The following is an 18,531-nucleotide window of genomic DNA, read 5'->3' on the forward strand; positions in this document are numbered from 1 at the left end:
TGATCCACGGAACGAGGCCTGGTTCAGCACCATTTATGCGGACTTTTACCCGCATATCATGCGGTACGGGATGCGGCGCCTGCCGGACGCGGAAGCGGCCGGAGAGCTCGCCCAGGACGTGTTCGTGATCACGTGGCGCCGCCGCGCCGAGGTGCCGGCCGCGCCGCTGCCGTGGCTCTACGGCGTCGCCCGGCGCGTGCTCGCGAACCGCCGCCGCGCGGACACGCACGTGCCGGTCCCGGTCGCCCACGTACCGGACCGCGGCTTCCAGAACGAGCCCGCGGCCGTGCTCGACCTGCGTGCCGCACTCGCCACGCTGCCCGAACCCGACCAGGAGATCCTGCGCCTGATCGGCTGGGAGGAACTGAGCGTGGGCGAGGCCGCGACCGTGCTCGGGTGCTCCCGCACCGCGGCCGGTGTCCGCCTGCACCGCGCCCGCCGGCGTCTCACCGCCGCCCTCGCCACCCCACAACCGACATCACGGGGGTACGCCGTTGCCGCCCCAGAAACGGGAGGAAGCCGATGAAATCGTCCGTTGAGCGCACCCGTGACCTGCTCGGCCCCGCCGACCCGGCCCGCGGCTTCGACCCCGTGCCGCCACATCCGGTGCACGCGCTGATCACCCGGGCGGACAGCGCGCCGGAGGTGATCGTGCCGGTCCGGCCCGGTTCCCCCGCGGAGACCGGCCCGCCCCGGACCCGCCCGCGGCTCGCCCGCCGCACCGTGCTGCTCGGGGCCGCGGCCGGAGTGGCCGGCGTCGCGGCCGGCAGCGTGGCGCTCGGCCGCGTGTTCCGGGCGGACGACCTGCCGGGCCCGGTGCTGGGAGCCTGGGGTGACGACGACGTGGTGCGGCCGCTGGCCTACGAGTTCGGCGACGGCGCGGCACCGGCGGCGGACCGGCTGCGGGACCTGGCCGATCGGATCACGCCGTCCGCCTCCGACGGTGGCGAAGGGCGGTACACGGCGGTCCGGGGGCGGCGCTGGGAGCGGACGATCCTGCGTGACGTGCCGCTGGCGCAGGGCCCGCGACCGGACGTGACGGGCACGGCGATGCCGCCGAGCACGCCACGCCCGCCGGGCACGTCCGACCCGGCCGGCACGGCCTCTCCGACGGACACCGGCCTCCCGCCCGGCACGGCCTATCCGACCGCGGCGTGGCCGACGAACACGGTGAACACCCCGGTGCCGCCGAGGACCGGTGTACCGACGCACACGTCCTTGCCGACGAACACCGCCGTGCCGCCGAGGACCGGCCTGCCGGTGCCCACTCGCACGCCGATCGGCCCCTTGGTCCTGGACTGGGGTCAGGGCGCGGGCATGGTCAGCGAGACCTGGTCCTGGTACGGCCCCGGCTGGCTGGCCGAGACGGACATCCGGGTGCGCCTGGAGTTCGTCTCCGCCGATGCCCGCCAGTCCTGGTACGCGGCGCACCCCGACCCGATCGAGCCCGGCCGCTCCGATCGTGGCTACAAGGCGACGTACCCGGAGCTGCCGGCCGCGCTCGCCCGCACCACGGACGAGGTCGTCGCGAGCCTGCGGGAGGCGAATCCGCGGGAGACCGTGGACATCGCGGTGCTGGTCCGGCAGCGCGGCACAGATCCGGCGGGCCGCGCCGGTTTCCTGCGCACGCTGGCGGACGTGCAGCCGCACTGGGTGTGGCGGGGCGAGGTCGTCGACCGGGTGGGCCGGACCGGCGTCGCGATCAGCCGGCCGTCGCCGGAGCTCGGCCCGGACGAGCCGTACTGGCATGCCGGTGACGTGGTGTTGATCTTCGACCCGGCGAGCGGGGAGCTGATCGGCGTGGAGCGGATGCGGCAGGCGGACGGTGCGCTGGACGAGTACCGGGTCTTCACCGAGACCCGGCGCCTGGCGGAGTCCGGCCGGACCTGGTGAACGCGCGCGGGTTCCCCTTGCGGAAGGGGAACCCGCGGCCCGGTCAGGCCAGCTCGGCCCGGTGGTTGCGGATGATCTCCGCGTACCGGTGGCCGCTGTTCTTGATCGTGCGGACCTGAGTGTCGTAGTCGACGTGGACCAGGCCGAACCGCTTGTCGTACCCGTAGGCCCACTCGAAGTTGTCCAGCAGCGACCAGGCGAAATAGCCGGCCAGCGGCGCGCCCTTGGCGACCGCGGACGCGCACGCGGCCAGGTGGTCCTCCAGGTAGCGGGTGCGCTCCTTGTCCTCGTACGCGCCGTCCGCGCCCGGCGTGTCCGCCCAGGCCGATCCGTTCTCGGTCACGTAGATCTTCGGCACGTGATATTCGTTCGTCACGCGCAGCAGCAGCTGCTCAAGGCCGTCCGCGAAGACCTCCCAGCCCATCGCGGTCTCCACCGCGCCGTCGACCGGCACCTGGCGGCCGTGCGGGGCCGGGGCGTCCGGGGCGTCCGCGATCAGCTGCCGGAAGTAGTAGTTCAGCCCGAAGAACTCGGTCGGCGCGGCGATCGCCTCGAGGTCGCCGTCCCGTACCGGCGGATTGATCTTGTAGGTCTCGACCATGTCGGTGGGGTAGCCGCGGCCGAAGACCGGGTCGAGCCACCAGCGGTTCGTGTGCCCGTCCGCGCGGTGTGCGGCGGCCACGTCCTCGGGGGAGTCGCTGGCCGGCTCGATCGGGCTGAGGTTGAGCACGATGCCGACCTCGGCCGGCGTCGCCGCGTGCGCGCGGATCGCGGCCATGCCCAGGCCGTGCCCGAGCAGCAGGTGATGGCTGGCGGGGATGGCGCGTTCCAGCGAGCGCTCGCCCGGTGCCATGTTGCCGTCCAGGTGCCCGATCCAGGCGCTGCACAGCGGCTCGTTCATGGTCATCCAGTCGGTGACCCGGTCGCCGAGCCGCGCCGCGACCACGGCCGCGTAGTCCGCGAACGCGTAGGCGGTGTCCCGCTCCGGCCAGCCGCCGAGATCCTGCAGCGCCTGCGGCAGGTCCCAGTGGTAGAGCGTGGCGAACGGCTTCACGCCGGCCGCGAGCAGCTGGTCCACCAGCCGGTCGTAGAAGTCCAGGCCCGCGGCGTTGACCTGGCCCCGGCCGTCCGGCATGACGCGTGGCCAGGCGATCGAGAAGCGATACGCGTCCAGCCCGAGGCGCTTCATCAGCGCCACGTCCTCCGGCACGCGGTGGTAGTGGTCGGCGGCCACGTCGCCGGTGTCGCCGTTGTCGATCGCGCCGGGCACGCGGCAGAACGTGTCCCAGATCGAAGGCTTGCGGCCGTCGGCGTCGACGGCACCCTCGATCTGGTACGCCGACGTGGCGGCACCCCAGACGAAGCCCTGGGGAAGGGCGGCGAACTCGCGCACTGAGGTCCTCCGATTGATCTTTCAACACTTAATTTACGACGTCATTAAACCAGGCATCCCGCCATACTCAAGAGGGCTCGGGGCCGGGGAACCCGCACATGCGGCATGCTGGTGCCGATAACGAACGCTGGTGGAAGCGGGGAAGCACGACCATGGATCCGAAGCGGACGACGGTGCGCGACGTACGCCGTGCCAACCGTTCCGTACTGCTGGGCCACCTGTACCGCAGCGGCCCGATCTCCCGGCACGAGCTGGCCCAGGCCACCGCGCTCAGCCAGGCCAGCGTCAGCAACCTGATCGGCGAGATGGTCGCGGAGGGCCTGGTCGAGGAGGCCGGCTCCGTCGACTCCGACGGCGGCCGCCCGCGCATCCTGCTGCGCGTCGCCCCCGGCTTCGGCTTCGTGATCGGCGCCGACGTCGGCGAGACCCGGGTGCAGGTCGAGCTGTTCGACCTGGCCATGACGCCGCTGGCCAAGGCCGAGTTCCCGATCCCGTCGTCCCGCCCGGCCCCGGAGGACGTGCTCGCCCACCTCCGCGACGGTCTCACCTCCGTGATCGACCGCTCCGGCGCGGACCCGGCGAAGGTGCTCGGCTTCGGCGTCGCGGTCTCCGGCGTCGTCGACTCCGACGCCGTCGTGCACGCGCAGACGCTCGGCTGGGAGGGCGTCCCGCTCGGCGCCATGCTCCGCGACCTCACCGACATTCCCGTGCTGGTCGACAACGGCGCGAAGACGCTCGGCGCGGCCGAGATGTGGTTCGGCGCCGGCCGGGGCGCGCGGCACGCCGTGGTCGCCATGGTCGGCACCGGCGTCGGCGCCGCCGTCATCGCGGACGGCGCCTCCTACCGCGGCGCACACTCCAGCGCCGGCGAGTGGGGTCACACCCCGATCGTGTACGGCGGACGCGCCTGCCGCTGCGGTTCCCACGGATGCCTGGAGGCGTACGTCGGTGCCGAGAGCGTCCTCGACCGCTACCGCCAGGCCAACCGCGGCCGCCCCGCCCCCGGCACCGACGAGGAGTCCGCGCTCGCCGCCGTCATCGCCGCCTCCGGGACGAAGGCCGGCGCCCAGGTCCTGGCCGACACCGCCGGCTACCTCGGTGCGGGCCTGGCTACGCTGGTCAACCTGTTCAACCCCGAGCGCATCGTCCTCGGCGGCTGGGCCGGCCTCGCCCTCGGCCAGCACCTGATGCCCCAGATCCGCGAGGCCACCGCCGCCCACTCCCTCCACCGTCCCTTCGAGCAGGTCTCCATCGAACTCTGCCAACTCGGCCCGGACGCGGTCGCGATGGGCGCGGCCACGCTCCCGGTCGCCCGCCTGCTGAACGAGGGCGGCAGGCGCTAGTTTCATCAAGGCTTGACTTAAGTCGTGATGGCGGACACAGTCTTCACATCCATCGATGTAAGGACGTGCCATGAACCCACCATCAGCACGCGTCCGTGCCCTGGCCGCCGTCTGTGTCGCGGCGAGTGTGGCGGCGGCGCTGGGGGCGACCGCTACCCCGGCGCTGGCCGCGGGGGAGACCGTGAACATCAGCTTGACCACCACCTCGGACGGGGGTGGGCGGACCGTGACCCGTGGATTGCAGGCGCAGGCGCCGGTCGCGTTCGCGGCGTCCTCCGCGAACGCGACGCACACGATCACGGTCAATGAGAACACGCAGTACCAGGTGTTCGAGGGCGGCGGTGCCTCGATCACGGACACGACGGCGTATCTGCTGCGTGGCGGCGCGATCAGCGCGGCCACCCGGGACGACGTGATGCGGAAGCTGTTCAGCCCGACGGACGGGATCGGGCTGTCGTTCGTGCGGAACCCGATCGGCGCGTCGGATCTGTCGCGGCCGGGGAACGTCTCGCTGGACGACACCTGCTGCGACCTCAACGACTTCGGCGCGAACGGCTACGACGCGAATGTGCGGCTGCTGACCGTACAGGCGAAGGGGTTGAATTCCGCTCTGCGCGTGAAGGGGGTGCCGTGGAGCGCGCCGGGGTGGATGAAGGACAACGGCCGGATGGACCAGATGGGCTGGCTCAAGTGGGAGAATTACCCCACATATGCCCAATATCTCGTTAAATACGTGCAGAGTTACCAGGCGGCGGGCGTCCCGGTCGACTACATCTCCGTGCAGAACGAGCCCAACTGCTGCCAGGCGGGCAACCCGACCGCGATGAACTACCCGGGCATGAGCTGGAACCCGTCCGGCCTGGTGGAGTTCACCAAGAACTTCGTCTACCCGGCGTTCCGCGCGGCCGGCCTCACCACGAAGATCCTGATCCACGACTGGAACTACGGCGATTATGCGAACTTCGGCGCCGCGATCCTGGCCGACGCGGGCGTGCGCAACGATCCGCTGTTCGGCGGCATCGCCTGGCACGGCTACTTCGGCGACCCGGTGGTCGGCTCGCAGGTGCACGACGCGTTCCCGGCCGTGAAGCAGTTCAGCACGGAGCACTCCGGCGGCACCTGGATCGGCAACCAGCACAACGAGGACCTGGCCGACATCGTCAACTACACGCGGAACTGGTCGTCGAGCGTGGTCAAGTGGAGTCTCGCGCTGAACCAGGACATGGGCCCGCACAACGGCGGCTGCGGCACCTGCACCGGCCTGATCACGGTCCAGGAGGGCGGCCCGCGCGCCGGGCAGGTCGACTACACGATCGAGTACTACACGACCGGCCACCTGACGAAGTTCGTCAAGCCGGGCGCCCGGCGCATCGACTCGACCGCGAACGGCACCGTCCAGAACGTGGCCTGGCGCAACCCGGACGGCTCCAAGGCCCTCATAGCCCACAACGGGGGTACGTCCGCGCAGTCCGTCAAGGTCGTCTGGGGCGGCCAGTCGTTCACCTACACGCTGCCCGCACGCACCACGGCCACGTTCACCTGGTCCGGCACCCAGTCCGGCGGCACCACCCCGGCCGGCACGATCGCCGGCCTCGGCGGGCGCTGCCTGGACGTGGCGGACAACAGCTCGGCCGACGGCACGCCGATCCAGATGTGGACCTGCTTCGGCGCGGCCAACCAGCAGTGGCAGCGCCCGTCCGACGGCACGATCCGTGCGCTCGGCAAGTGCCTGGACGTGACCGGCGGCGCCACCGCGAACGGCACCCGCGTCCAGCTCTACACCTGCAACGGCTCGGCCGCGCAGCGCTGGACCTACACGAGCGGCAATGACCTGGTGAACGCCGGCTCGAACACCTGCCTGGACGTGGTCGACAACGCGGCGGTCGACGGGGCGCGCCTGCAGATCTGGGCGTGCGGAGGGACGGCCAACCAGAAGTGGACGCTTTCCTGACGCCCACGCAACGAGACCGCATGGCCGGGACCCGCAACGGGATGCCCGGCCATGCGTTTCTGCGGCTTGCGAAGCGCGCCGCACCATGTGATCGACCTCGTCCGGAAGGCCGCCGGCTGACGCGCCAAGCGTGCCCGGTAACAAGCCATCACGCCCTCCGCGCCGACCGAAAGTACTGAGAGATCCGGGCTGCTGACGCGGTACCCGAACCGTCAGTGGCGAAGTCGTCCCATCGGCCATACCCGCCACGTGCTGTCTTGTCGGGATGTCCGGCCGTGCCACATCATTTCGCAACGCGTCGCCGGATGTCGACGAACCCGGTGCGGCGATGGTGTTCTCAGCGAAGAGGGCCGGTTTTCGGACGCCCTTGAAAGGCAATGCATGATGGGAAAGCGTCATACCCTTGCGAAGGTCGCCGGTGCGCTGGCGTTGAGCGCCGGAATCGTCGCCACTTCTGGCGGGCCGGCCTGGGCTGCGCCGTCCGACGACGCGTTCACCCGGCTACTGCTCCTGAATCCGGGAGTGAGTTCCGTGGACCTGAGGAACAGCATGCGCGAGGCCGCTGCGGCGACCGGTCTGAGCTACGACAAGGCTGTTGCCACGGCGCTGGCCGAGGCGGAGCGTCACGCCGCGGCGAATGTCGCGAGTGTGAAGCAGTCCGGCGGCCCCATCGGCGCCGCAGGTTCGGGTAGTAACTCGTGTAGGAGCATGGCGATTGGCTATGCCCGCTACAAAGGCGACGTATTCTATGCTCCGTCGATTACCGCCACCATTAACCACGGTCATGCCGGGATTTTCGCGGACAAGGGCTGGATCGTGGAGGCTCCCGGTGGCGACCACAAGAGCGGCCGTTTTGCCGCGGGTGGGCGTTTGTATTGTCAGTACATCGAGAAGATGGAGATCAAGACCAGCATCGGGTCTCAGAACAAGGCTGCCGACTACGCGGTCGCGAATCTGATCGGCAAGCCGTACAACAGCAACTTCGCCTGGAACAAGGGCAGCAATATCGACGTGCTTAACTGCTCGGAGTTCGTGTGGAAGGCGTACAAGCGTGCAGTCAACATCGACCTGGACAATGACGGAGGGCTGGGTGTCTACCCGCTCGACATCAGGAACTCGCCGCTGACGCTGACGTACGAGATCGTCAAGTGACCGTCGTGGGGCCGGAACGAGCCGGCCCCACGCCCCCGTCGGTGCAGAGGAGGCAAGGGGGAGGCGGAAGGCTTGCGGGGTGGCCGCCGCATTGGCGCTGGCGGTGACGGCGGGGTGCGGGGGAGTCTTCGACTCGGAGGCCCGGCAGTTTTTTGACGGGGCCGCGGTCAAGGACGGCGACGCCCGGCTGGGAAGCGCCGTCATGGCCTTCTTCGTCGGGCCGCAGAACTCCGAGATGTATTCGGTCGTTGGGGAGAAGCGCGAGCCGGGGTTCGTGATCCTTGTCGATGCTGACGGCGCCTTCCGGGCGGTCAGAACGGCGCGAATGGACATGATGCGGCCGGTGTGGTCCCGCGACGGGCTCGCCTTCGCCGACGAGAACACTGATTTCCGCCTTACGGACGCAGGGCTGACGAAGACGGTCAGCCACAAGGGCACCGCGCAGAACCTGATGTTCGCGGTGCCTGGCGGAGGGACCGTCGGCGTCTACAACGGCGGGGACTCGACCGGTGGCGGATATGACAACAAGGTCGTCATCACCACGGAGGCGGGCGCCAGGTCGTACGACGTGCAAGGGAACTATTTCACCGGCGCGCTCTGCGACGAGCAGGTCTTCGGGCTGACCAACATCCCCGGTACCCACGCGAAGGAGTCGTCGCTGGGGGCGAACGCGCAGATGCTGGCGCAGCTCACTCCCACGGACGGCGGCGAGAAGGTCATCGGCTGGCGGGCGCACCTGGGCAGCGGCATCCCGAGCGGACAGGTCCCGTGCCACGACGGGACCGTCACCTTCCTGTCTTGGGATACCGACCCCGACGGCACCGAGCAGCCTCGGATCGTCTCGTGGGACACCCGTACCGGCGACCACCAGCAGCAGGCGCTGACCTTCGGCGACGGGGTCAGGCCGAGCCTGGATGACTTTGCCTATGCCGTGCAGGACTGGCGGGACGGTCGGCTCCAGTGGTACTGCGCCGACGGGCGGGTCTTGTTCACCGACCCGGAGACGGGCAGCACCACGACCGTGTTCGACAGCGGTCGCCCGACCGGTTTCGGGCGTGACGTATACACCCTTGCCGCGTTCTCCGGTACTGAACTTCACACCCTGAGCACCAACCGGAGCGATGAGGGTACCCTCAGTTACACGGTCTTCGACCGGGACAGCGGGGACGTCCTGCGCACGATCTCCGTTCCGATTCCCAACGCCAACGTCAATATCTCCAATCTGAACCTGTCGTACATGGCCGTCCGTCCGGCCTGATGCGCCGGTTATGAAAGACTGATCGCCGGCTTCCTGATCAGCAGTTTGGCCGCCTGGCTGACCACCAGGTGGCGTACCCCGTGATTGAAGGGGTTGGACGGCACGAAACCCTCGCCCTTCACGTGCGCGATCAGCTGGTGCGCGCGGATCGTGGGCCGCATCCGCCGCTCCCAGTCGCGCAGCGCCGCGGTCAGGTCCAGCGGCTGCGCGGTCAGCGCGTCGCCGAGCGCGGCCGCGCCCATCATGCCGGTGCTGGCGCCCATGCCGGAGTAGAGCGTGAGGCACCACGCCGCGTCCCCGAGCAGGAGCACGCGCCCGCGGTGCCAGCGGCGCATGCGCACCTGCTGCACGGAGTCGAACAGGCATTCCGGCGCGTCGCGCAGCGCGGCCAGCGCGTACGGCACCGGCCCGCCCATGCCCCCGTAGCGGGCCGCGAGCGCGTCCGCCGGCTTCTTGCGCAGCTCAAGGCCCACGTCGTCCACCCGGTAGGCGAACAGCGCGGTCGGCGGCCGGTCGCGGTACGGGAAGACCCACAGCGCGCGGCCCGGTTCGACCAGCGCGATCTGGTCCGAGCCGGAGAACCCGGGCACCTGCCCGGTCAGCGCATACGTGCAGATGACGGAGTTGGTCGGCCGCAGGTAGCGCTCGTCCGGCCCGAACGCGAGCCGTCGCACGGTGGACCGCAGCCCGTCCGCGCCGATGACCAGGTCGAACGATTCGGCGCCGCCGTCGGAGAACGCGACGTGCGCGCCGGTCTCGTCCTGCGCGATCGCGGTCGGGCTGACGCCGAACCGGACCTCCGCGTGCGAGGCGAGCCCGTTCCACAGTGCGGCCTCCACGTCGCCGCGCATGGTGCCCTCGGGGTGGCCGGGCTGGTCGAGGAAGCCGATGCTGCGCCGCCGGTCGCCGCTGGCGTCGACGGCCCAGGTGCGGTGGTCCGGGGGTGTGCGCAGGTGCATGCGCTCGAGCACGCCGAGCCGGGCCGCGGCCTTCTTGCCGGGTGGGAAGAGGCCGACGAAGTATCCGCCGGTGCGGCGCTGCGGGGCGCGCTCCACGATCACGGGCTTCCAGCCGGCGCCGGACAGGGCGATCGCCGCGGCCATGCCGGCGACACCGAGACCCACCACGAGTGCTCTCACGATCGTCAGTCTTCAAGACCGGACCGCCAGATCCAAATCATAACGTTTCGATCGCGGGCGGCCGGGACCAGGGGCGATGAGTGCCGGAACGTCCCGATTCCCAGAGAGCGTTCTCTCAGACTTCGTACACGGCTTGAAATTAGTCGTGGTTCGTTACGCCACCGTTATTGACGTGGTCCGCGTCACTGGAGTTGACTCCTGCCCACGGAACCGCTTCCGCAACCGGTTCCGAACGTGCCGTTAATCGCGAAGACACAGATGGGAGGGCAGTGGATTGACGATCACCATCGCGGACGTGGCCGCACGGGCGGGCGTCAGCAAGACCACCGTCTCCCGCGTGCTGAACGGCAAGGACGACCTCGACGCGCAGACCGCGGACCGGGTCCGGCGGGTGATCGCCGAGCTGGGCTACGTGCCCAGCGCGCGGGCGGTCGGCCTGGCCAGAGGCCGCACGCGGATCGTCGGCATGCTCGTACCGTCGCTGACCTGGCCCTGGATGGGCGAGGTGCTGCAGGGCGCGGTCGACGCGATGGAGGCGGCCGGCTACGGACTGCTGCTGTTCACGGTCAACCGGGGCGAGGACTCGATGCGCCAGTTCGCGCAACAGGTTTCCGCCCGCGCGTTCGACGGCCTGCTGGTCGTCGAGCCGGACGGTCAGACGGAGTACATCGCGGAGCTCTACGCGGGCGGGCTGCCGGTCGTGCTCATCGACGACCGGGCCGCGCGCCGCCCGATGTTCCCGTCCATCGGCACCACGAACCGGCTGGGCGCCCGCTCGGCCGGCGAGCACCTGATCGCGCTCGGGCGGCTCCGGCCGCTCGTGATCACCGGCAAGCACAAGTTCGGCTGCACGCACGAGCGGGTGGCCGGGTTCGCCGAGGCCTACGCGGACGCCGGGATCCAGATCGACCCGGGCCTGGTCTTCGAGGGCGACTTCAGTTACGCGTGCGGCCGGGAGGCCGTGCTGACCCGCGAGGACCGCGATTTCGACGCGATCTTCGCGCACAACGACCTGTCCGCCACCGGTGCGATGCAGGCCGTTCTCGAATCAGGCCGGACCGTACCCGGTGATGTGGCGGTGGTCGGTTTCGACGACCTGCCGCTCGCCGCGAACGCGCAGCCGCCGCTGAGCTCCGTGCACCAGCCGCTGCGGGAGATGGGCGACGCCGCCGCCCGCCTGCTGCTGGCGCACTTCGCGGGCGAACCGTTGCCCGCGAGCCCCGTCACGATCCCGACCACCTTCGTCACCCGCGAGTCCACCACCGGCAGATAACCCCATTTTTCACCAAAAAAGCCGCGGCGGTACGTCGTCGCGGCGCGATACCGCACGCCCCGGCACCGGGCATTACCTCCAGAGAAGACAGGGAGCCGTACTCCGCATGAGTCTCACCAGAAGGTCCATAGTCGTCGCGCTGACCGGCGTGCTGGCAGCCGGCGCGCTCGCCGCGTGCGGCGAGAGCCCGAACGCGAACCGCAACAACGGCGGCTCCGCCGAGGTTCTCAACATCGGCATGCCGAACGGCCCGCAGACCGAGAACCACAACCCGTTCCTGGAGTCGTCCTCCGCCTCGATCCTCGGCTACCGCTGGCAGATCTGGGAGCCGCTGGCGCTGGCGAACGTGATCCGCCCGTCGGACAAGCCCAAGCCGTGGCTGGCCCAGGACTACACCTGGAGCGCGGACCTCAAGACGCTGACCGTGACCGCGCGTGAGGGCGCGAAGTGGTCGGACGGCCAGGCGTTCACGGCCGAGGACATCGCGTTCACCTACGACCTGATCGGCAAGACGGACGCGATCAACCGGTTCGCGCTGCCGATCGTCTCCGCCACCGCGAACGGCAACCAGGCCGTGATCGTGTTCGAGCGGCCGCAGTTCGTCAACGAGGCGCGCATCCTGCGGGACATCGCGATCGTGCCGAAGCACATCTGGTCCACGATCCCGGACCCGTCCACGGACATCATCAAGAACCCGGTCGGCACCGGGCCGTACACGCTGAAGACGTTCACGCCGCAGACCACCACGCTCTCCGTGCGCACCGAGGGCTACTGGCAGACGCTGCCGCAGGTCAAGGAGCTGCGCTACACGTCGTACAACGACAACAACGCGCAGACCACGGCGCTGGCCAACGGCGAGTCGGAGTGGAGCTTCGTCTTCATCCCGAACTACGAGACGGTCTTCATCTCGAAGGACCCGAAGAACAACAAGATGTTCCCGGCGCCGGTCATCGGCATCCACGGGCTCTACATCAACACCACGGTCGCGCCGTTCAACGACGCCACGCTGCGCCGCGCCATGGGCATGGTGATCAACCGTAACGACATCTTCGTGCAGGCCTCGGCCGGCTACTTCCACCCGGAGGTCACGTCCGTCACCGGCATCCCGACGCCGGCCGGCGACTCGTACATCGCGCCGGAGTACAAGGGCCAGGTGCACAAGGTCGACGTCGAGGGCGCGAAGGCACTGCTCACCGGCGCGGGCTACACGTACGAGGGCACCACGCTGAAGGACAAGTCCGGCAAACCGGTCAAGATCAAGCTGACCGACCCGGCGCCGTGGTCCGACTACATCACCAGCCTGGAGATCGTGAAGGACAACCTGTCCCAGATCGGCATCGAGGCCACGCTGGACAAGGCCACCCAGGACGCCTGGCAGAAGTCGGTCGAGGAGGGCACGTTCGAGGCCACGTTCCGCTGGACCAACGGCGGCGCGACCCCGTACGACATGTACCAGACGATCATGGACGGCAAGCTGCTCAAGCCGATCGGCGAGGTCTCCCAGAACGGCAACTTCGGGCGCTTCGACAGCCCGGAGGCCACGGCGGCGCTCGAGGCGTACGCCAACGCGCTGGACGACGCGGCCCGCACCACGGCCATGAACACGCTGCAGAAGATCTTCGTCGAGCAGGCGCCGATGCTCCCGGTCGGCGCGGACAACGCCGGCGGCGCCTACAACGTGAAGAACTGGATCGGCTGGCCGTCCGCCGAGGACCCGTACGCCCCGGCCCAGCCCACGCAGCCCAACGCGGTCGACGTCATCCTGCACCTCAAGCCGGCCAACTCCTAGTTGAACCGCTGTCCTCCCTGGGCGCGCCACCGCCGCCCAGGGAGGACAGCACCATATGTGCGTAAGGAGTTCGGCATGACGCCGAGTGACGACACGGCGGTCCTCTCCGCCGACGGACTGACCAAACATTTCCCGGTGCGACGCGGCCTCGCCGACCTGATCGCCCGCCGGTCACGCGCGGTGCACGCGGTGGACGACGTGACGCTCACGCTGCGCCGCGGCCGGGTGACCGCGCTCGTCGGCGAATCCGGCTCCGGCAAGTCGACCGTGGCCCGCCTGCTGTCCCAGCTCTACCCGCGTACCGGCGGCGACATCCGGCTGCACGGCGCGGTCAGCACGGTCAAGGGCGGAAGAGCGTTCCGCGCGTACGCCCGGAAGGTCCAAATGATCTTCCAGGACCCGTTCGCGTCGCTGAACCCGGTCCACACGATCCGTTACCACCTCACCCGCGCGCTGCGCATCCACGGCAACGGCGGCTCCTCGAAGAAGGAGCTGGAGGAAGCGCTGTACGCGCTGCTCACCCGGGTCAGCCTCACGCCGCCCGAGCGCTACCTGGACAAGTTCCCGCACGAGCTCTCCGGCGGCCAGCGGCAGCGCGTCGCGATCGCCCGCGCGCTCGGCGCGAACCCGGAGGTGCTGCTCGCGGACGAGCCGGTCTCCATGCTGGACGTCTCGATCCGGCTGGGCGTGCTCAACCTGCTGCGCGACCTCAAGGAGCGCCTGCACCTGGCGATCCTCTACATCACGCACGACATCGCGTCGGCCCGCTACTTCGCGGACGAGACGCTGGTCATGTACGCCGGCCGGATGGTGGAGGGCGGCGACAGCGAGACCGTCACGCAGCGGCCGGCCCACCCGTACACCCGGCTGCTCATCGACTCCGCACCGGACCCGGACACGATCCAGGGCTCCGCGCACTCGCTGGCCGAGGCCACCCCGGAGGACAAGGCCGGGGGCGAGCCGCCCAGCCTGATCGCGCCGCCGAGCGGCTGCCGGTTCCACCCGCGCTGCCCGGCCGCGATGCCGCGCTGCTCCGTCGAGCTGCCACCGCGGCTGACCGTGGGCGACGCCGACGGCCACTGGGCGGCCTGCTGGCTCTACGCCGATTCCGAGGTGAAGGCGTCATGAAACACCTCCTGCGCCGCGTCGCGTTCTACCTGTTCACGGCCTGGGCCGCGATCACGCTCAACTTCTTCATCCCGCGCCTGATCCCGGGCGACCCGGTGCGGTCGATGATCTCCCGCTACCAGGGCCAGCTGAACGCGGACGCGATCCAGTCGCTCTACATCCTGTTCGGCCTGGACGAGAAGAAATCGCTCTGGCAGCAGTACGTCGAGTACTGGTCCCAGCTGCTGCACGGCGACCTCGGCCTGTCCTTCACGTTCTTCCCGGCCCCGGTCTCCCAGGTGATCGGCGACAGCATCGGCTGGACCGTCACGCTGGTCGGCATCACCACCGTGGTCAGCTTCGCGATCGGCACGCTGCTCGGCGTGCTGGCCGGCTGGCGGCGCGGCTCCTGGGTCGACGGACTGCTGCCCGCGACCACGTTCCTCTCCTCGATCCCGTACTTCTGGCTCGGCCTGATCGCGATCACGCTGCTGGCCGGTCCGGGCAGCTTCTTCCCGTCGTCCGGCGGGTACGAGCCCGGCCTGGTCCCGGCCTGGGACCAGTGGTTCATCGGCAGTGCGGTGCAGCACAGCATCCTGCCCGCGTTCACGATCCTGATCTCGTCCGTCTCCGGCTGGATCCTGTCGATGCGCAACATGATGGTCACGGTCGCGGCCGAGGACTACATCACGGTCGCGCACGCGAAGGGCCTGCCGGAACGCCGGGTGGCGCTGGCCTACGCGGCCCGCAACGCGCTGCTGCCGAACGTGTCCGGCTTCGCGCTGTCGCTCGGCTTCATCGTCGGCGGCACGCTGCTCGTGGAGATCGTCTTCTCGTACCCCGGCCTGGGTTTCCAGCTCTTCCAGGCGGTCGGCGCGAAGGACTATCCGCTCATGCAGGGCGTCTTCCTGGTCATCACGCTCTCGGTGCTGGCCGCGAACCTGCTCGCCGACCTGGCCTACCTGGCCCTCGACCCGCGTACCCGAAAGGAGGGCTGAGATGTCCACCCCCTCCGCGGTAGAGGTCGTGCCGGTCGCGGCCAAGCGTCAGCCGTTCCGGTTCATCGCCAACAAGAAGGCCGCCACCGGCGTCGCCATCGTCGGATTCTTCGTGCTGCTGGCGATCATCGGGCCGTGGATCGCGCCCTACGACGCGTCCGCCCGCTCGTCCGACCTGCTCCAGCCGCCGTCCGGCGCGCACTGGTTCGGCACCACGCACCTCGGGCAGGACGTGTTCAGCCAGATCCTGGTCGGCACGCGCGGCGTCGTCTTCGTCGGCTTCCTGGCCGGCGTCATCGCCACCGTGCTGTCCGTCATCGTCGGCGTCACCGCCGGCTACCTCGGCGGCGCCGCGGACGACTCGCTCTCCGCGCTGTCCAACGTCTTCCTGGTCATCCCCGCGCTGCCGCTGATCATCATCATCACGTCGCTGCTGGAACGCAGCACCGACCTGATGATCGCGCTGGTCATCGGCCTGACGTCGTGGGCCTGGAACGCGCGCGTGCTGCGCGCGCAGACGCTCTCGCTGCGCCGCCGGGACTACGTCGAGGCCGCGCGCGCCACCGGCGAGTCCACCTGGCGCGTCATCTTCTTCGAGATCCTGCCGAACCTCACCGCGATCATCGCGTCCGGCTTCGTCGGCACGGTCATCTTCGCGGTCATGTCCGAGATCACGCTCGCGTTCATCGGCATCACCACCGTCTCCGAGTGGAACTGGGGCACGATCCTGTTCTGGGCGCAGGGCCAGCAGGCGCTCGCGTCCGGCGCGTGGTGGTGGTTCGTCCCCGCGGGCCTGGCGATCGCGATCCTCGGCACCGCGCTGTCGCTGGTCAACTTCGGCATCGACGAGTTCGTCAGCCCGCGCCTGCGCTCCGCGGGAAAGACGACGATCAAAACCGCTTCCGGCCACACGGTACGCATGCGCGTCGGCTTCACGCCCGTGCTCAGGACGACGCCGCTCGGTACCCGGCCGGTGTCTCCGCACGCGCCGGCCGTACCGCTGGATGCCGTTGATCTTGGTGTTGATGTTGATCGTGAAGAGAAGGAACTGGCATGAGCGAGCTTGCGAGCGAATCATCGGCGCGGTCGCGGCCACTCGGGGAACCGGCAGGTTCCACGGCAACGCGCGCCCCTGACGTGGAAGCCGCGCCGGTTCCGCTCCCGACGCCGCGCCGCCGGGAGCCGGTGCTGGAGATCCGCAACCTGAACGTGGACTACGGGCTCGGCGAGAACGCCGTGCACGCGGTCCGCGAGGTCCACCTCACGCTGCACCGTGGGGAGGTCCTCGGGCTCGCGGGGGAGAGCGGCAGCGGCAAGTCCACGCTCGCCTACGGCGCCACCCGCCTGCTCCCGCCGCCCGGCGTGATCTCCGGCGGGCAGGTCGTCTACCACCCGCGCGACGGCGAGCCGTACGACGTGCTCGCGCTGTCGCCGCGCGAGCTGCGCGCGTTCCGCTGGGCGGAGACGTCGATCGTGTTCCAGGGCGCGATGAACTCGCTCAACCCGGTCCACAAGATCTCGCAGCAGCTCACCGACGTGATCCGCGCCCACACGCCCGGCCTGTCCCGGCAGGCGCTGCGCGACCGGGCCCGCGAACTGCTCGGCCTGGTCGGCATCGCCGCGGACCGGCTCGACGCCTACCCGCACCAGCTCTCCGGCGGCATGCGGCAACGCGTCATGATCGGCATGGCGCTGGCGCTCGAACCGCAGGTCGTCATCATGGACGAGCCGACCACCGCGCTCGACGTGGTCATGCAGCGGCAGATCCTCCGCCAGCTCGTCGGCCTGCGCGAACGGCTCGGCTTCTCCGTCCTGTTCATCACGCACGACCTGTCGCTGCTGGTCGAGTTCGCCGACCGGATCGCCATCATGTACGGCGGCCGGATCGTCGAGGAGGCCCCGTCGGCCGCGCTCTACCGGGACTCGCTCCACCCGTACAGCCACGGCCTGCTCAACTCGTTCCCCGCGCTGCGCGGTGAGAAGCGCGACCTGACCGGCATCCCCGGCTCACCGCCGGACCTGCGCTCGATGCCGACCGGCTGCTCCTTCAACCCGCGCTGCCCCAAGGCCTTCGACCCCTGCGACAAACACCTGCCGCCGCTCGGCCCCCCGTCCGCTTCCCCCGCAGGCTCCGTTCGCACGGTCGCCTGCTGGCTCCACCCGACGACCGCCCCGGTCGGGTGAGGCCGTGCCGGGCCCGCGCGCTCCCGCACGGTGCGCGGGCCCGGCCTACGTCTATATCATCCATCGACAAGCGTCAGCGACGTTACCCACCGGTTCATCCCATGTTTCCCCTCGGCTCGAGCCCTGCGTCCCCGCTCCCCGCGTCTTCGGCCCGCGCCACCGGCCCCGCGTCCTCGTTCCTCGCGTCCTCTCCGGGCCTCGCGTCTGCGGTCCCGGGGTGCTCGGGTCCCGGAGCCGGGCGCCTCGCTGCCCCGGCGCCCGCATCGCTCCACCGGCTTTCCGGTATCAGTGTCCGGTCGCACGTGGGAGCCGGGCGCTCCGCGCCCGAAATTTCGCCCTATTGTGTGATACGTGAGCCGGCCGCCTCGACCTGGTGTCTTTCAAGGGCGAGATCAAGATCTAATTCATTTTCCCGCTTCCGGCGTGGTCCGGCAGCGTTGCTCCCGCGGGCAAACCTCGCGCCGGGCTCCGCTGGCGCTCCGCACGGCGCGAGGAGCCGGTTTCGTCGTGGTCCGGCACACCACACGAACTCCCACGGCCCGGCGCGCTGCGAACCTTTCCGGGCGTCGGTCTGGCCGGAGGTGAGTGTCGGGTGCGCTGTTGGCCCACCGGCAGCACGGTGCGGCCGGAAGCGGGTGCCGGAGGCTCCGCGTCCGGCATTTCGGTATACAGGAGCCCGTGGGTTCCGTCCCGCCTTCTCCTGTCGCGGGAAGCTCGGTGAGTCCGCGTGTCGCCGGCCGCTCTGTGCCGGCTGCGGTACGGCGGCTCTCGCCGCCGGGGATTCCGCCCCCGCGAACCTGCTTGGTCCGGCCGCTGCATCCGTATGGATGGCTGCCACTTTCTGTCGCCGTGCCCGACGCGCCGAAACGATCATCGAATGTCGCCGAGAGGGCCTCAGGCGGCGGTTCTGAGGCCCTCTCGGCGACACTCGATGATCCACTGGCTGGCTTCGGCGTGGAGCGGCTGTGCGGTGCGCGGCTGGCTTTCCGTGGCAGCGGCTGCCGGGGCTTCTTTATGCTGAAATTTCGGGCGAGGGGCGAGGGGCGAGGGG

Annotated in this window: 14 protein-coding genes; 12 read left to right on the plus strand and 2 right to left on the minus strand. The window is 69.9% G+C overall.

Translation table 11 applies throughout. The features are described 5' to 3' along the window. The first annotated feature begins 70 nt into the window (after positions 1–70). Together OP04_RS37255 and OP04_RS37260 are read left to right on the plus strand one after the other, a co-directional pair. The gene (locus OP04_RS37255) at positions 71–526 is read left to right on the plus strand and encodes an RNA polymerase sigma factor (protein ID WP_232323882.1); all 456 of its coding nucleotides are present in this window, start codon (positions 71–73) and stop codon (positions 524–526) included. After that, entirely contained in the window at positions 523–1,893 is a 1,371-nt protein-coding gene (locus OP04_RS37260; RefSeq protein WP_033344660.1) for a hypothetical protein, read from the plus strand. The genes OP04_RS37255 and OP04_RS37260 overlap by 4 nt, the downstream gene beginning before the upstream one ends. A 43-nt stretch (positions 1,894–1,936) precedes the next feature. Here OP04_RS37260 and OP04_RS37265 read toward each other — a convergent pair whose 3' ends face one another. Further along, a complete protein-coding gene (locus OP04_RS37265; protein ID WP_033344661.1) occupies positions 1,937–3,286 on the minus strand; it encodes a GH1 family beta-glucosidase in 1,350 nt (449 codons plus the stop codon). 152 nt (positions 3,287–3,438) lie between these two features. Here OP04_RS37265 and OP04_RS37270 point away from each other — a divergent pair, with 152 nt between their 5' ends. The 4 genes from OP04_RS37270 to OP04_RS37285 all read left to right on the plus strand — a co-directional run bounded on the left by OP04_RS37270 (position 3,439) and on the right by OP04_RS37285 (position 8,990). After that, the gene (locus tag OP04_RS37270) at positions 3,439–4,629 is read left to right on the plus strand and encodes an ROK family transcriptional regulator (protein ID WP_033344662.1); all 1,191 of its coding nucleotides are present in this window, start codon (positions 3,439–3,441) and stop codon (positions 4,627–4,629) included. A 70-nt stretch (positions 4,630–4,699) separates the two neighbouring features. Further along, positions 4,700–6,580 (plus strand): ricin-type beta-trefoil lectin domain protein, encoded by a 1,881-nt coding sequence (locus OP04_RS37275; protein ID WP_033344663.1) that lies wholly within the window; start codon positions 4,700–4,702, stop codon positions 6,578–6,580. Positions 6,581–6,961: 381 nt separating this feature from the next. Beyond that, positions 6,962–7,732 (plus strand): YiiX/YebB-like N1pC/P60 family cysteine hydrolase, encoded by a 771-nt coding sequence (locus tag OP04_RS53960; RefSeq protein ID WP_157240879.1) that lies wholly within the window; start codon positions 6,962–6,964, stop codon positions 7,730–7,732. 79 nt (positions 7,733–7,811) lie between these two features. After that, complete coding sequence (locus OP04_RS37285; protein WP_033344664.1) at positions 7,812–8,990, plus strand: hypothetical protein; 1,179 nt, start codon at positions 7,812–7,814, stop codon at positions 8,988–8,990. 8 nt (positions 8,991–8,998) lie between these two features. On the opposite strand, the gene OP04_RS37290 is transcribed toward OP04_RS37285, so the two are convergent. Continuing rightward, positions 8,999–10,129: an FAD-dependent monooxygenase gene (locus tag OP04_RS37290; protein ID WP_157240880.1), complete on the minus strand. Its 1,131-nt coding sequence runs from the start codon at positions 10,127–10,129 to the stop codon at positions 8,999–9,001. A gap of 274 nt (positions 10,130–10,403) precedes the next feature. Here OP04_RS37290 and OP04_RS37295 point away from each other — a divergent pair, with 274 nt between their 5' ends. The 6 genes from OP04_RS37295 to OP04_RS37320 all read left to right on the plus strand — a co-directional run bounded on the left by OP04_RS37295 (position 10,404) and on the right by OP04_RS37320 (position 17,480). Next, complete coding sequence (locus OP04_RS37295) at positions 10,404–11,402, plus strand: LacI family DNA-binding transcriptional regulator (protein ID WP_033344665.1); 999 nt, start codon at positions 10,404–10,406, stop codon at positions 11,400–11,402. A gap of 106 nt (positions 11,403–11,508) precedes the next feature. Further along, positions 11,509–13,191, plus strand: a complete 1,683-nt coding sequence (locus tag OP04_RS37300) for an ABC transporter substrate-binding protein (RefSeq protein ID WP_033344666.1) — start codon at positions 11,509–11,511, stop codon at positions 13,189–13,191. Between the two features lie 75 nt (positions 13,192–13,266). Next, complete coding sequence (locus OP04_RS37305; RefSeq protein WP_033344667.1) at positions 13,267–14,319, plus strand: ABC transporter ATP-binding protein; 1,053 nt, start codon at positions 13,267–13,269, stop codon at positions 14,317–14,319. After that, the gene (locus tag OP04_RS37310; RefSeq protein ID WP_033344668.1) at positions 14,316–15,296 is read left to right on the plus strand and encodes an ABC transporter permease; all 981 of its coding nucleotides are present in this window, start codon (positions 14,316–14,318) and stop codon (positions 15,294–15,296) included. Before OP04_RS37305 ends, OP04_RS37310 begins: the two co-directional genes overlap by 4 nt. Before the next feature lies 1 nt (position 15,297). After that, positions 15,298–16,353, plus strand: a complete 1,056-nt coding sequence (locus tag OP04_RS37315) for an ABC transporter permease (RefSeq protein WP_051799680.1) — start codon at positions 15,298–15,300, stop codon at positions 16,351–16,353. Positions 16,354–16,481: 128 nt separating this feature from the next. Then, positions 16,482–17,480: an ABC transporter ATP-binding protein gene (locus OP04_RS37320; RefSeq protein WP_033344690.1), complete on the plus strand. Its 999-nt coding sequence runs from the start codon at positions 16,482–16,484 to the stop codon at positions 17,478–17,480. The last annotated feature ends 1,051 nt before the right edge of the window (positions 17,481–18,531 follow it).

It is taken from the genome of Catenuloplanes japonicus (assembly GCF_000717135.1).
GTDB classification, from domain to species: domain Bacteria; phylum Actinomycetota; class Actinomycetes; order Mycobacteriales; family Micromonosporaceae; genus Catenuloplanes; species Catenuloplanes japonicus.